This is a genomic window from Embleya sp. NPDC050154 (genome assembly GCF_044460165.1).
Lineage (GTDB): Bacteria > Actinomycetota > Actinomycetes > Streptomycetales > Streptomycetaceae > Embleya.
In genome coordinates, this window is the sequence record NZ_JBITJP010000053.1 from 16,510 (window position 1) to 30,101 (window position 13,592).

The following is a 13,592-nucleotide window of genomic DNA, read 5'->3' on the forward strand; positions in this document are numbered from 1 at the left end:
ACGAGGGGGACCCGGGCCGGCGCGGTGGTCTTCCCGCTCAGTCGTCGGGGTCGATGGTGTCCGGATCCATGCCCAGCAGGTCCGCGACCTGCTCCACGAGCACGTCGTTGACCAGCATCTCCAGCTCGGCCCGGCCCTCCGCGCGCAGCTCCAGCGGGCGCCGGTACAAGATGATCGTCGCGGGCACGGCCTTGGTCGCCGGCACCAGCCGACCCAGCGCCACCGCCTCGTCGCCGTTCACCGCGGTCTCGGCCTCGGGCACGTCCAGGACCGCGAAGCGGACCTCCTCCAGTTGCGGCCAGCGCTTGGCGAGCCGTTCGACGACATCGGCGGCGAGGTCGTCGAACCGCTGCGCGCGGGTGAGCGCGATCGGCACGGGGGGTGGGGCGAGCGGACCGCGCATGCCGCGGCCGTGCCGGTCGCGCCGACTGCGGCGACGCCGGTCACGCTCGCGAGGAGAAGAGGGGACCGAGTGCTCGTTGTGCACGGGACGAGCTTAGAGCCTGACCGCCGGATCCGGATCGGTCCACGCTGGCCCGGTCCGCGCCCGGTCCCCGCCCGGACGGACGCCCCGCCGGGCGGCGGCCGACGCCGCCGACACCCTGTGAGGAGCGACACGTGAGTCACACCGCACCCGGATACGACGCGGCTTCGGTCCGCTTGCGGTACCGTCCATCGTCGTGAGCCCTGTACGTCGCTGTTCGCGGACCGCCTGCGGCCGAACCGCAGTCGCCACGTTGACGTACGTCTACGCCGACTCCACGGCCGTCCTGGGCCCTCTCGCGACCTACGCCGAGCCCCATTGCTACGACCTGTGCGCCGAGCACTCGGAGCGGCTGACCGCGCCGCGCGGCTGGGATGTCGTGCGCCTGGCGCCGGATCCGAGCGCGGGCAAGCCCAGCAGCGACGACCTCGAGGCGCTGGCCAACGCGGTGCGCGAGGCCGCCCGCCCGCCGCAGCCCCCGCAACCGGCACCCGAGCCGCAGGACCGCGACGGTCGCCCCGAAGCAGGCCGGCGCGGCCACCTGCGCGTTCTGCGCTCACCCGAGAGCTGACCGCCGGCCGATAGGGTCTGATGCGTCGTCCGCGGGGCAGGGATCGACGGTCAACGGCCAATACCGCGGCGAATCGCGACCGCGGCCAAGCGAGTGGAGTCTTCGGGTGCGCGACCTCTCCCAGATCGTGAAGGCGTACGACGTGCGGGGCGTGGTCCCCGACCAACTGGACGCCGACACCGCGCGGGCACTGGGCGCGGCCTTCGTGCGGGTCACCGAGGCCGACGCGATCGTGGTCGGCTGGGACATGCGCCCGTCCTCGCCGGAGCTCTCCGGCGCGTTCGCCGCCGGTGCCGCCGCCCAGGGCGCGGACGTGACCCTGATCGGCCTGGCCTCCACCGACGAGCTCTACTTCGCCAGTGGCAGCCTGAACCTTCCCGGCGCGATGTTCACCGCGAGCCACAACCCGGCGCAGTACAACGGCATCAAGATGTGCCGCGCGGGCGCCGCCCCGATCGGCCAGGACAGCGGCCTCGCCGACATCCGCGCGCTCGCCGAGGCGGGCGTGCCCGAGTACGCCGGCGAGCCGGGCACGATCACCGAACACGACGTGCTGGCCGACTACGCCGCGCACCTGCTGGGCCTGGTCGACCTGACCGGCATCCGGCCGCTCAAGGTGGTCGTGGACGCGGGCAACGGCATGGGCGGCCACACCGTGCCCACCGTGCTCGGCGCCGCGAGCGGGCTGCCGCTGGAGATCGTCCCGCTGTACTTCGAACTGGACGGCTCCTTCCCCAACCACGAGGCCAACCCGCTGGACCCGAAGAACCTGGTCGACCTCCAGGCCGAGGTCCGCGCGAGCGGCGCCGACCTGGGCCTGGCCTTCGACGGCGACGCGGACCGCTGCTTCGTGGTCGACGAGAACGGCGACCCGGTCTCGCCGTCCGCGGTCACCGCGCTGGTGGCGGTCCGCGAGATCGCCCGGGCCAAGGCGAACGGCGAGCAGGCGCCGGTGGTCATCCACAACCTGATCACCTCGCGCGCCGTTCCGGAGATCGTCGCCGAGGCCGGCGGCCGGGCCGTGCGGACCCGGGTGGGCCACTCGTTCATCAAGGGCGAGATGGCGCAGACCAACGCGATCTTCGGCGGCGAGCACTCCGCGCACTACTACTTCCGCGACTTCTGGCGTGCGGACACCGGCATGCTGGCCGCGATCCACGTGCTCGCCGCGCTCGGCGGCCAGACGTTGCCGCTGTCGGCGTTCGCGAGCGAGTACGACCGCTACCCGGCCTCCGGCGAGATCAACAGCGAGGTCGCCGACCAGGGCGCCGCGACCGCGAAGGTGCGCGCCGCGTTCGAGGGCCGGACCGGCGTGAGCGTGGACGACCTGGACGGGATGACCGTGCTGGCCGATCGGTGGTGGTTCAACCTGCGCGCGTCCAACACCGAACCCCTGCTGCGGCTGAACGTCGAGGCCGACGACGAGCCGACCATGATCGCGATCCGCGACGAGGTACTGGCACTCGTCCGGGGCTGAGCCGTCGGCTCGGTAATGTGATGGGTTCAATCGGACGGCTGCCGCGCCGAATCGGGACGGAAATGTACGAATCGGCGCGAGCAGCCGGAAAAGGTGGAGATGTCGTGAATCTGGAACCGTCGCAGCTGGCGATCCTGACATGCCCGGTCTGCCACGCCTCGCTGCACAAGGACGGGGACGCCGCGCTGGCGTGCGACAACTCCACGTGCGGGCTGGTCTACCCCGTCGTCGACGACATCCCGGTACTGCTGGTGGACGAGGCCCGCCGGCCCGGTACCGCGCGGGCATGAACATCCTCGACGAGGGCCTGCTGGACGACCAGGACGGCATCGCCCGGGCCGACGCGGCGGACACACTGCGCGCCCTGGCCGGTGCCGGGGCGCAGGTACGGCGGGCCGCGCAGGCCGCGCGCGAGGCCGTGCCCGCCGCGATCTCGCCCCGGGACCGTCCGCGCACGGTGATCCTGGCCGCGCCCGCGTACGGGCCGCTCGGGCACGCGCTGCGCGCGGTCACCGGCGCGGACGCGGCGCTGCCCCTGGTGCTCGCCGCGGGCGGCCTGCTGCCCGGGTGGGCCGGTCCGATGGACCTCGTGTTGTTGGCCGGTCGAGGCGACGAGCCGGCGTTGATCGACCTCGCCGGCCAGGCCTACCGGCGCGGCTGCCAGGTGGTCGCGGCCACGCCCGCCGGGTCCGCCCTGGACGCCGCCGTGCAGCAGTCCCGCGGCGTGCTGGTCCGGGTGCCCGTCGACGCGACGCCGGTGGGCGCGGCCGGCTACGCCGACGACACCGTGTTCGCCGCGCAGACCGCGTTCTGGCCGCTGTTCACCGCGCTCCTGGCGATCACCGGGGCGTGCGGGGCGAGCGCCTTCACCCCCGGCGAGGGGCTGGCGGGCGTGGACGCGGCGGCCGACCGGCTGGACGAGGTGAGCAACCGCTGCCGGCCCGGAGCCGACGCCTACCTCAACCCGGCCAAGGGCCTGGCCGTCGCGATCGCCGGCACCATCCCGGTGATCTGGGGCGCCGGCAGCGTCGCGGGCGTGGCCGCCGAGCGCTTCGCGACGATGTGCGTGGGCGTCGCCGCCACCCCCGCGCTGTCCGGCGCGCTGCCCACCGCGGGCCGCTACCAGGACCGGGTCTTCGCCGCGGGCGACTCGGTCGACGCCGGCGACCCCGACGACTTCTTCCGCGACCGGGTGGACGACGCCGAGTCGGTGCGCCTGCACCCGGTGCTGCTGGTCGACCACGACGACGCCGGCGCCGCGCCGCAACTGGACCGGGCCACGCGCACGCTGACCGCGCTCGGCCGCTCCGCCGTCGGCGAGGTCGGCGCGCGCGGCGGCAGCCCCGTCGAGCGGCTCGCGGAACTGATCGCGGTGACCGACTTCGCCGCCGTCTACCTGGCCCTCGGCACCGGGGTCGGCCCCGCCGTACCGGGGCTGTTCTCCTGGACCGAAGGTGGTCCCCGCTAGCCATGGACCGCCTTCTCAACCGGATCCGCGCCAACGCGTGGGGCTCGCTCACGGCCCTCCCCGAACTGCTCGGCGTCGCCCCCACCGGCGAACCGCAGGCCGAACTGTGGATGGGCGCCCACCCCGGCGCGCCCTCCGAGGTCGACCGGGGCCGCGGGCCGCGCTCGTTGGTCGAGCTGATCGCCGCCGACCCCGACGGCGAACTCGGCCCGGACACCGCGGCCCGGTTCGGCCCGCGCCTGCCGTTCCTGGTCAAGGTGCTGGCCGCGGAGGAGCCGCTGTCGCTCCAGGTGCACCCCGACGCGATACAGGCCCGGCACGGCTACGCCGAGGAGGAGGCGCGCGGTGTCCCGATCGACGCCGCGCACCGCAACTATCGCGACTCCAGCCACAAGCCGGAGATGATCTGCGCGCTCGGCGACTTCGAGGGCCTGGTCGGCTACCGCGAGATCGCCGAGACGCTCAAGCTGCTCGACGCCCTCGACGTTCCGGAACTGGCGCCGTTCGCCCGCGCGTTGCGCGACCCGGACGAGGAGGCGGCGCTGCGCGCGGCGACCACGCACGTGTTGATGCTGCCCGCGCGACTGCGCACCGGCGTGGTGGACGCGGTCGCCGCGGCCTGCCGCCGACTGGCCTCGAACGGATCGCCGTACGCGGAGGCCTGCGCCGCGGTCGCGGGTCTGGCCGAGCGCCACCCGGGCGACCCCGGCGTCGCGGTGGCGCTGCTGCTCAACCACATCCGGCTGCGCGAGGGCGAGGCGGTCTTCCTCGCGGCCGGCATGCCGCACTCCTACCTGCACGGGGTCGTGGTCGAGATCCTGGCCAACTCGGACAACGTGCTGCGCTGCGGGCTGACCGACAAGCACATCGACGTCGGCGAGCTGCTGCGGATCATGGCCTTCCGGGCCGGTCCGGTGGAGATCCTGAGCCCCGAGCCGACCGAGGTCGACCAGGCCGAGGAGGTCTACGCGACCCCGGTCACCGACTTCCGGCTCTCCCGTCTGCGCTCGACCGGGACCCCGGAGCCCTACCTCCTGGACACCGCCGGCCCGCAGATCCTGCTGTGTGTGCGCGGCACCGCGACCGCCACCGGCGCCGACGGCGAGGTGCTCGACCTGGCGCGCGGCCAATCGATCTACATCCGGGCGGGTGAACCCGTGGTCGCGGTCACCGTCGACGGCGCCGACGGCCTGGTCTTCCGGGCCACCGTCCCGTGCTCCCGAGCCGCGTCGACCGATTGACCCGCTCCGACGGATCGAGCCGCGCCGACCGATCGAGCCGCGCACCGACCGAGCCGCGCGCGCCGATACGAGTCCCGCCGGCCGATCGACGCCGGATACCGATATCGCAAGCCTCCCGGGGTAGGCGGGTGCCCGATGGCACACTGATCGCCGACGAACGGCGGCAGGCGGCCGACAAGGACAGTGACCGGCGATGACGACAGTGGTCAACCAACGGGTGGGAGTCGACCTATGAGCGCGGGTGGCGGAACCAAGGCGGTCGTCGCGGCACTGGCGGCCAACCTGGGGATTGCGGTGGGCAAGTTCGTGGCCTTCGCCTTCACCCGGTCCTCTTCGATGCTGGCCGAGGGCGTGCACTCGCTCGCCGACTCGGGCAATCAGATCCTGCTCCTGGTCGGCGGCAAACGCTCGCAACGCGACGCCACGCCCGAGCATCCCTTCGGCTACGGCCGCGAGCGCTACATCTACGGCTTCCTCGTCTCGATCGTGCTGTTCTCGGTCGGTGGCATGTTCGCGATCTACGAGGGCTACGAGAAGATCGCCCACCCGCACGAGCTGAAGAGCTGGTACTGGGCGGTCGGCGTACTGGTCTTCTCGATCATTTTGGAGACCTTCTCGTTCCGCACCGCGATCCAGGAGTCCAACCTGCACCGAGGCGCGCTGACCTGGCCGCAGTTCATCCGCCGGGCCAAGTCGCCCGAGTTGCCGATCGTGCTCCTGGAGGACCTCGGCGCGCTGATCGGCCTGATACTGGCGCTGGGCGGGGTCAGCCTCGCGGTGGTCACCGGCAACGGCGTCTGGGACGGGATCGGCACGCTGTGCATCGGCATCCTGCTGGTGCTGATCGCCATCGTGCTCGCCATGGAGACCCGCAGCCTGCTGCTGGGCGAGGCGGCCGGCGTGGAGACGGTCCGGGAGATCGAGGCGGCCATCGTGGCCGGCCCCGACGTCGAGCGGCTCATCCACATGCGCACGCTGCACCTGGGCCCGGAGGAGCTGCTGGTCGCCGCGAAGATCGCGGTCCGCCACGACGAGACCGCGGCCGAGGTGGCCCGGGCCATCGACGCCGCCGAGGAGCGCATCCGCGCGGCCGTGCCGATCGCCCGGGTGATCTACCTCGAGCCGGACATCTACCGCGCCGAGGAGGCCGTGCGCGGCGCGGACATCGAGGCCACGCCGGGGGGCAAGGGACCGCACGTGAGCGGCGACTGAGGTGTTAACGTCGTTGGCGCACAACGACAGTCGCTGCAGAGGGCGGTCGGGTCCGCGACCCGTAGGCACAGAAGTGTCCGACTGGATGGCACGGCATCGGCGCCCGCGGCACCGGTGTGTCTCCAGTCCCATCCACTCCCTCCGCAGAGGATCCAAAACATGGCTTCGCAGCTCGAAGGCGACTTCAAGGTTGCCGACCTCTCCCTCGCCGCGTTCGGTCGCAAGGAGATCACCCTCGCCGAGCACGAGATGCCCGGACTGATGTCGATCCGTCGCGAGTTCGCCGCGTCGCAGCCGCTGGCCGGCGCCCGGATCATGGGCTCGCTGCACATGACCGTGCAGACCGCCGTGCTGATCGAGACGCTCGTCGCGCTCGGCGCCGAGGTGCGCTGGGTGTCCTGCAACATCTACTCCACCCAGGACCACGCCGCCGCGGCCATCGCGGTGGGCCCCGAGGGCACCCCCGAGGACCCGCGCGGCGTACCGGTCTACGCCTGGAAGGGCGAGACGCTGGAGGAGTACTGGTGGTGCACCGAGCAGGCGCTGAACTGGCCGGGCCATGACGGCCCGAACATGATCCTGGACGACGGCGGCGACGCCACGATGCTCGTGCACAAGGGCGTCGAGTTCGAGAAGGCCGGCGCCGTCCCGGACGCGACCGACGCCGACTCCGAGGAGTACACGGTCTTCCTGGCGCTGCTGCGCGCGACCTTCGCGGAGAACCCCGGCAAGTGGTCCGCGATGGCTCCCGGCATCAAGGGCGTCACCGAGGAGACCACCACCGGCGTGCACCGCCTGTACGAGATGTTCCAGGCCGGTTCGCTGCTCTTCCCGGCGATCAACGTCAACGACTCGGTCACCAAGAGCAAGTTCGACAACAAGTACGGCGTGCGCCACTCGCTGATCGACGGCATCAACCGGGCCACCGACGTGCTGATCGGCGGCAAGGTCGCGGTCGTGTGCGGCTACGGCGACGTCGGCAAGGGTTCCGCCGAGTCGCTGCGCGGCCAGGGCGCCCGGGTGATCGTCACCGAGGTCGACCCGATCTGCGCGCTCCAGGCGGCGATGGACGGATACCAGGTCACCACGCTGGACGAGGTCGTCGAGATCGGTGACATCTTCGTCACCACCACCGGCAACTTCAACATCATCATGGCGTCCGACATGCAGCGGATGAAGCACCAGGCGATCGTCGGCAACATCGGCCACTTCGACAACGAGATCGACATGGCCGGTCTGGCCAGGATCCCGGGCATCGTCAAGGACGAGGTCAAGCCGCAGGTGCACACCTGGACCTTCCCCGACGGCAAGAAGCTGATCGTGCTGTCCGAGGGCCGTCTGCTCAACCTCGGCAACGCGACCGGTCACCCGAGCTTCGTGATGTCCAACAGCTTCGCGAACCAGACCATCGCGCAGATCGAGCTGTTCACCAAGCCCGAGGAGTACCCGGTCGGCGTCTACGTGCTGCCCAAGCACCTGGACGAGAAGGTCGCGCGGCTGCACCTGGACGCGCTGGGCGTCAAGCTCACCACGCTCACCGAGGAGCAGGCCGCCTACATCGGCGTCAAGGTCGAGGGCCCGTACAAGACGGACGCCTACCGCTACTGACATCGGCCATCGGTGATCGACGCATCGCCGTCGATCGCCGATGCCGAAGACTCGGATCAACCCTGCCAGGCCGGGCGGCGCACGGATCGTGCGCCGCCCGGCCTGTTGCGGGTAGCCATCGACCAACGACACACGACATCCCTCGGGGGGCGGTCGCATGCAACGGCGGACGTACATATCCATCCTGCTCGCCGCGGTCGCGCTGACCGCCTGCCAGAGCGACGACTCCACGGCCGAATCCGCGGCGGGCGCCGACTCCGCCACGGCCGCCTCGGCGCCGGAGCAGGCCCCCGGCGGCAGCGCCGCGGCGAACCCGTTGGAGAACGAGCAAGGCGTCAAGCCGGGCCTGGCGCCGCTGACTTCGCCCGCCGACCTGACCCGGGCCCGGGCGCTGATCGAGCGGGTGAACACCAAGGGCCGCGGCCCGCAGACCGGTTACGGCCGGGAGAAGTACGGGCCGGCCTGGACCGACAGCGTCACCGATGTCCCGTTCGGCCGGAACAGCTGCGACACGCGCGACGACATCCTCAAGCGGGACGGCCTGGCGACCCGATGGAAGGACGCCAAGGGTTGTGTCGTGACCACCATGACGCTGTCCGACCCCTACTCCGGCAAGGACATAGCGTTCACCAAGGCCAAGGCGTCCGCGGTGCAGATAGACCACGTGGTGCCGCTCAGCGCGTCCTGGCAGATGGGCGCCGCGCAGTGGGACGCGGACAAGCGCCGACGACTCGCCAACGACCCGCTCAACCTGCTCGCGGTGGACGGCCCGATCAACGGTGGCAAGGGCGATTCGAGCCCGGCGACGTGGCTGCCGCCGAACAAGGCGGTGCGCTGCTCGTACGTGGTCCGCTACGCGCAGGTCTCGATCAAATACGACCTGCCGGTGACCGACGCGGACAAGCAGGCGATGCTCGCGCAGTGCGCGGGCTGACCAGGTGAGCGGGCCGGCCGAGTGACCGGGTGGCCGGCTCGTGACCGACTCCGCCTACGGCCGCAATACGACCTTGCCGAGATTGGCGCGCGCCTCGATCACCGCGTGCGCCTTCGCCGCGTCCGCGAGCGCGAACGTCTCGTGCACCGCGACCCGCAACCGGCCCGACAGTGCCAGGTCCCACAACTCCCGCCGATGCCGCTCGTACAAGTCCGGGAACGCGGTGGAGAACCGGGCCATCGACATCCCGGTGATCGTCCGCGCGCCCGCGAGCAGTTCCCACGCGGGCACGGTCCCGCCGCCGGAGTTGAAGAACACCAGCCGCCCGAACGGCGCGAGCGCGGCCACCGCGCGCGGCAACACGTCACCACCGACGCCGTCCAGGACGACGTCGACCGGCTCGCCCCAGGACTCGGCGTCGTAGCGCACCACGTCGTCGACCCCCAGGCCACGCAGGAAGTCGGCCTTGTCGAGCGAGCCGACGGCCGCCACCACACGCCGCGCGCCGCGCGTGCGGGCCAGTTGCACGGCCAGGTGACCGGCCCCGCTCGCGGCACCGGTGACCAGTACGGACTTCCCCTCGACCGAGCCGGCCGAGGCCAGCGCGCCGAGCGCGACCTGCCCGCCACGCACCAGCGCGACCGCGTCCACGGCGCTCGCTGTGGCCGGGATGTGCGACGCGGTGAAGGTCGGCGCGAGCGCCAGGTCGGCGTACGCGTTCGCGAACGAGATCGCGACCACCCGATCCCCGACCGCGTACCCGGTGACGTCCGGGCCGACCGCGGACACCTCGCCGGCCACGTCCCCACCGACCACCCCAGGCAGCGGCAGCCCGCCCTCGCGCACCTTCCGCACGCTCGGCAGGCTCACCCCGATCGCCTCGGTACGGATCAGCAACTCGCCCGACCCCGGCTCGGGCGCCTCGGCATCCTCCACACGCAGCACCTCGGGACCGCCGTACTCGTAATAGCGAACGCGACGCACACACACACCTCCAGAAATCATGGGAAGTTCCAATGATATTTGATGGATCGTGGGAAAGTCCAATGATTCCCGGGTAGGCTGCGCCCATGGTCGACAAGCTGCCCGCCCCCGCCCGGATCCGCGTCCTGCCGAGCTGGCTGCTCGGCCGAGCCGCGGCGCACGGCCGCGGACTGGTCCGCGCGGCGCTGGCCGGCGACGGCATGCCGATGCTGCATCACCTGGTCCTGATCGCGGTCCAGGAGTACGGCCCCGTCGCCCAGGCCGAACTCGCCCGCACGGTGGCCGTCGACCCCAAGGACATGGTCACGATCCTGAACTCCCTCCAGGCCGACGGCCTGGTCACCCGCACCCCCGACCCACGCGACCGGCGCAAGAACGCGATCACCACCACCGACGCCGGCGAACAGCGCCTGGCCCGGCAGGAACCGCTCGTGGACGCCGCGATGGACGAACTCCTCGCCCCGCTCGACCCCGCCGAACGAGCCACCTTCCTCGCCCTGCTCACCCGCGTGGTGGCCGCCGGCGCACCCACCGTGTCGTAGGGTCCGCGCATGCCCTCAGGCAGCTACTCCTTCCACGACCCGCACGACGGCACCCCCCTCGGCACGGAGCGCTTCTCCTGCGCCCCGGGCCCGATCGGCTGGCGCTACACCGGAAGCGGCATCGACCTGACCCTCGACGCGCGCGGCCGACCGCTGCGCCTGGAGGCGCTCGCCGGCGGCTGGCGGGTCCGCGGCGGCGCGACGGTCGTGGACGGCACCGCCGGCGTGGTGTGGCTGCGCGCCGCGGCGGACCCGACCCTGGACGTGCCCGCGACCGAGGCCGAGGCGAAGGCCGCCGGCTTCACCGGCCGCTCACCGGCCTTCCTGATCGCCACCGCGACCCTGCTGAACCTGGCCCCCGGCGGCACCGCCCGGCTGCGCCTGATCGCGCTGACCGAACCGGTGCTGGCCGCCCACACGGTGGACCAGTCCTGGACGCTGGCGGCGGTGGAGACCCACGACGGCCTGATCGTCGAACGCTACGAGGTGGACGACCTGGCCACGGGCGACCGCGCGATCGTGCACCTGAGCGGCGACGTGGTGCTCGCCGCCCCCGGCATCGAACTGGAAACCCTCGACACCCCGCCGAACCGCCGAATCACGACGGCGGGGTGAAGCCGGGATCCTTGCGGCGGGCGGGCTCGGAGGGCTGGGAGGGCGGGGCGGGCTGGGCCGGTTCGGTGGGCTCGATGGGCTTGGCGGACTCGGCGGGTGGGGCGGGCTGGGCGGGCGGGGCCGGAGGTCGCGGTGTGGGAGGGGACTGGGGCACCGGCGGGGGAGTCGGCACCCAGGCCGGGGTCTGCGTCGGTCCTGGTCCCGGTCCTGGTCCTGGTGTCGGTGTCGAGCCCCATTCCGATCCCGATTCCGATCCGGCGGGAGGAGGGGTGCTGGGGGCGTATCCGTGTCGGGCGGCCGTGTACCGCTCCCAGTCCCGGCGCTGGCGCTCGGCGAGTACGGCGGCGAGAAAGACCACCGGATGCATTCCGGGCGGCGGCCCCATCCCGATCCGGTTCGCGGTGTCCACCATCAGCCGCTCGCCCAGCGACGCCTCTATCGCCGGATCGAGCTCACCGCGCCGCGACAGGTACTGCCGAATCGCCAACGCGAGCTCGTCGGTCAACCCCGACAGCTCGATTCCGGTCGCCCACGCCGCGGCGGCCGGATGCAGCGGCAGCGGTAGCTGCCGAGCACCGGGGGTGCGCTCACGCACCACGAACGTCCCGGCCGCCATGTCCCCGAGACGCCTGCCGTTCTTCGAGGCCAGCGACGAGAACACCGCGCCGCATCCGACCGTGGTCCAGAAGTCCACGAAGAACCCGAGCAACGCGCGCACCAGCGCCTGCCGGAACCGGACCGGCCCACCGTCGTCGCGAACCACCCGCAGCCCGAGTGCCATCTTCCCGAGCGAGCGCCCATGCGTCACGGTCTCCCACGCCACCGGCCAGCCGATCAGGACCAACACCAGGATCGACAACGACAACGCCGCCACGAGCGCCTCGTCCGCGTCCGGAACCGCCAGCGACACCAGCCAGACCGTCAGCAACAGCAGCGCGAACTGCGCGGCCAGGTCGATCACCATCGCGAGTGCCCGGCTGGGCAACCGCGCGGGGCGCAGGTCGAGCGCGACCGCTTCTCCCGTGACGAGCTCGGACACGTCCACCTCCAGTGTGTGCGTCGATGTCGCTCCCAGAGAGGATGCACCGTATGGATGTCGACGTGTTCGTCGCGGTACACCGCCACGAGTGGGAACGCCTGGAACAACTCACCCGCCGCCGACGGCGCTTGTCGGGACCCGAGGTGGACGAGCTGGTCACGCTGTACCGCCGCACGGCCACCCACCTGTCGACGATCCGCTCCGCCGCGCCGGACCCGATGCTGGTCGGCCGACTCTCCACACTGACCGCGCGAGCCCGCTCGGCGGTCACCGCACCCCGCACGCCGGCCTGGCGGGACGCGATGCTCTTCCTGACCGTTCGATTCCCGGTCGCGGTCTACCGCAGTCGCCGTTGGTGGGGCGTGACGGCGATGGCGTTCCTCGCACTGGCCTCGATCATCGCCGCATGGGTCGCCCACGACCCGGCGGTACGCGACGCGGTGGCCGCGCCGGAGGACATCCGGGAGATGACCCGACCGGGCGGCGACTTCGAGACCTACTACTCGAGCGCGCCCGCGAGTTCCTTCGCCGCGCAGGTGGCCACGAACAACGCGTGGGTGACGGCCGGCTGCCTGGCGCTGGGCATCCTGCTGGGCCTGCCGGTGCTGTTCATCGTCTTCAGCAACGCGATGAACGTCGGCGTCTCGGCGGGTCTGATGGCCGACGCGGGTCGACTCGACGTGTTCTTCGGCCTGATCACGCCGCACGGCCTGCTCGAACTCACCGCGGTGTTCATCGCGGCCGGCGTGGGCCTGCGCCTGGGGTGGACGGTGATCGACCCGGGCCCGCGCACCAGAGCCAGGGCGATCGCCGAGGAGGGCCGGATCGCCCTGGGCATGGCCGTCGGACTGGCCCTGGTTCTGGTCGTATCCGGCGTCATCGAAGCCTTCGTGACCCCGTCCGGCCTACCGACCTGGGGCCGCATCGCGATCGGTGTGGCGGCGGAGTCGTTGTTCCTCGGGTACGTGCTGATCCTGGGTCGGCGGGCCGAATTCGCCGGAGAGCGGGGGGATGTGACATCCTCGGACGTCGCGGACGAACTGCCGATGGTCGCCTGAAGAGGTGATCTTGACAGCCCACCGACCGCACACGTAGATTCGAAGGGTTGTCGCGAAGTTGTTCAACGGCGCGACAGTCTGGTAGTCTCTGCCAGAGCCGAGCGGGGCGTCCGTCAAGGATCGCACTCCTGCCGCAGCATCACCATCGAATTTCTCGATCATCGGTCGCGTTCATTCGCGACGGGTTCGGCTATTTGCTGTTCTTGTGCATGTGGTTTTGGAATTTCCAATCGGCCGGAGCACGGCAGAAACGGGTTACCGAATCTGCTAAGCTCGAAGAGCCGGAAGCCGGGGAAACGAGAGTTTCGAAGGCCGAAAGCACGAAGCAGCGGACGAAAAGCGGGTCGGAAGATCTGCTA

General features: G+C 71.7%; 14 protein-coding genes. 11 read left to right on the forward strand and 3 right to left on the reverse strand.

Annotation, left to right across the window (positions count from 1 at the left end; genetic code table 11):
• Nucleotides 1-37 precede the first annotated feature (37 nt).
• Complete coding sequence (locus tag ACIBSV_RS49795) at nt 38-403, reverse strand: metallopeptidase family protein (RefSeq protein WP_078976974.1); 366 nt, start codon at nt 401-403, stop codon at nt 38-40.
• A gap of 277 nt (nt 404-680) precedes the next feature.
• Between ACIBSV_RS49795 and ACIBSV_RS49800 the strand changes: the two genes are divergently transcribed.
• The 8 genes from ACIBSV_RS49800 to ACIBSV_RS49835 all read left to right on the forward strand — a co-directional run bounded on the left by ACIBSV_RS49800 (nt 681) and on the right by ACIBSV_RS49835 (nt 8,995).
• Complete coding sequence (locus tag ACIBSV_RS49800; protein WP_395874499.1) at nt 681-1,055, forward strand: DUF3499 domain-containing protein; 375 nt, start codon at nt 681-683, stop codon at nt 1,053-1,055.
• A 106-nt stretch (nt 1,056-1,161) separates the two neighbouring features.
• Nucleotides 1,162-2,532 carry a phosphomannomutase/phosphoglucomutase gene (locus ACIBSV_RS49805; protein WP_395874501.1) on the forward strand — a complete coding sequence of 457 codons (1,371 nt, stop codon included), beginning with the start codon at nt 1,162-1,164 and terminating at the stop codon, nt 2,530-2,532.
• Nucleotides 2,533-2,636: 104 nt separating this feature from the next.
• Entirely contained in the window at nt 2,637-2,822 is a 186-nt protein-coding gene (locus ACIBSV_RS49810; protein ID WP_395874503.1) for a Trm112 family protein, read from the forward strand.
• The gene (locus ACIBSV_RS49815) at nt 2,819-4,000 is read left to right on the forward strand and encodes an SIS domain-containing protein (protein WP_395874505.1); all 1,182 of its coding nucleotides are present in this window, start codon (nt 2,819-2,821) and stop codon (nt 3,998-4,000) included. Before ACIBSV_RS49810 ends, ACIBSV_RS49815 begins: the two co-directional genes overlap by 4 nt.
• Nucleotides 4,001-4,002: 2 nt before the next feature.
• Complete coding sequence (gene manA, locus ACIBSV_RS49820) at nt 4,003-5,241, forward strand: mannose-6-phosphate isomerase, class I (RefSeq protein ID WP_395874507.1); 1,239 nt, start codon at nt 4,003-4,005, stop codon at nt 5,239-5,241.
• Between the two features lie 231 nt (nt 5,242-5,472).
• On the forward strand, nt 5,473-6,453 hold the full coding sequence (locus ACIBSV_RS49825; RefSeq protein WP_395874509.1) for a cation diffusion facilitator family transporter: 981 nt from the start codon (nt 5,473-5,475) through the stop codon (nt 6,451-6,453).
• A gap of 159 nt (nt 6,454-6,612) precedes the next feature.
• Entirely contained in the window at nt 6,613-8,061 is a 1,449-nt protein-coding gene (ahcY, locus tag ACIBSV_RS49830; protein ID WP_395874511.1) for an adenosylhomocysteinase, read from the forward strand.
• Between the two features lie 157 nt (nt 8,062-8,218).
• Entirely contained in the window at nt 8,219-8,995 is a 777-nt protein-coding gene (locus ACIBSV_RS49835) for an HNH endonuclease family protein (protein ID WP_395874513.1), read from the forward strand.
• 54 nt (nt 8,996-9,049) lie between these two features.
• On the opposite strand, the gene ACIBSV_RS49840 is transcribed toward ACIBSV_RS49835, so the two are convergent.
• Nucleotides 9,050-9,979, reverse strand: a complete 930-nt coding sequence (locus ACIBSV_RS49840; RefSeq protein WP_395874515.1) for a zinc-binding alcohol dehydrogenase family protein — start codon at nt 9,977-9,979, stop codon at nt 9,050-9,052.
• 86 nt (nt 9,980-10,065) lie between these two features.
• Here ACIBSV_RS49840 and ACIBSV_RS49845 point away from each other — a divergent pair, with 86 nt between their 5' ends.
• Complete coding sequence (locus ACIBSV_RS49845; protein ID WP_395874517.1) at nt 10,066-10,521, forward strand: MarR family winged helix-turn-helix transcriptional regulator; 456 nt, start codon at nt 10,066-10,068, stop codon at nt 10,519-10,521.
• A 9-nt stretch (nt 10,522-10,530) separates the two neighbouring features.
• On the forward strand, nt 10,531-11,136 hold the full coding sequence (locus tag ACIBSV_RS49850) for a hypothetical protein (protein ID WP_395874519.1): 606 nt from the start codon (nt 10,531-10,533) through the stop codon (nt 11,134-11,136).
• On the opposite strand, the gene ACIBSV_RS49855 is transcribed toward ACIBSV_RS49850, so the two are convergent.
• Complete coding sequence (locus ACIBSV_RS49855; RefSeq protein ID WP_395874521.1) at nt 11,120-12,175, reverse strand: RDD family protein; 1,056 nt, start codon at nt 12,173-12,175, stop codon at nt 11,120-11,122. The two genes, ACIBSV_RS49850 and ACIBSV_RS49855, sit on opposite strands and share 17 nt — an antisense overlap.
• A 50-nt stretch (nt 12,176-12,225) precedes the next feature.
• Between ACIBSV_RS49855 and ACIBSV_RS49860 the strand changes: the two genes are divergently transcribed.
• Nucleotides 12,226-13,233, forward strand: a complete 1,008-nt coding sequence (locus ACIBSV_RS49860; protein WP_395874523.1) for a stage II sporulation protein M — start codon at nt 12,226-12,228, stop codon at nt 13,231-13,233.
• Nucleotides 13,234-13,592 lie beyond the last annotated feature (359 nt).

Coding starts and splice junctions, on each gene's coding strand:
- ACIBSV_RS49795 (WP_078976974.1), bottom strand. CDS start 403: ATGCGCGGTCCGCTCGCCCCACCCCCCGTGCCGATCGCGCTCACCCGC.
- ACIBSV_RS49815 (WP_395874505.1), top strand. CDS start 2,819: ATGAACATCCTCGACGAGGGCCTGCTGGACGACCAGGACGGCATCGCC.
- manA (WP_395874507.1), top strand. CDS start 4,003: ATGGACCGCCTTCTCAACCGGATCCGCGCCAACGCGTGGGGCTCGCTC.
- ACIBSV_RS49825 (WP_395874509.1), top strand. CDS start 5,473: ATGAGCGCGGGTGGCGGAACCAAGGCGGTCGTCGCGGCACTGGCGGCC.
- ahcY (WP_395874511.1), top strand. CDS start 6,613: ATGGCTTCGCAGCTCGAAGGCGACTTCAAGGTTGCCGACCTCTCCCTC.
- ACIBSV_RS49835 (WP_395874513.1), top strand. CDS start 8,219: ATGCAACGGCGGACGTACATATCCATCCTGCTCGCCGCGGTCGCGCTG.
- ACIBSV_RS49845 (WP_395874517.1), top strand. CDS start 10,066: ATGGTCGACAAGCTGCCCGCCCCCGCCCGGATCCGCGTCCTGCCGAGC.
- ACIBSV_RS49850 (WP_395874519.1), top strand. CDS start 10,531: ATGCCCTCAGGCAGCTACTCCTTCCACGACCCGCACGACGGCACCCCC.
- ACIBSV_RS49860 (WP_395874523.1), top strand. CDS start 12,226: ATGGATGTCGACGTGTTCGTCGCGGTACACCGCCACGAGTGGGAACGC.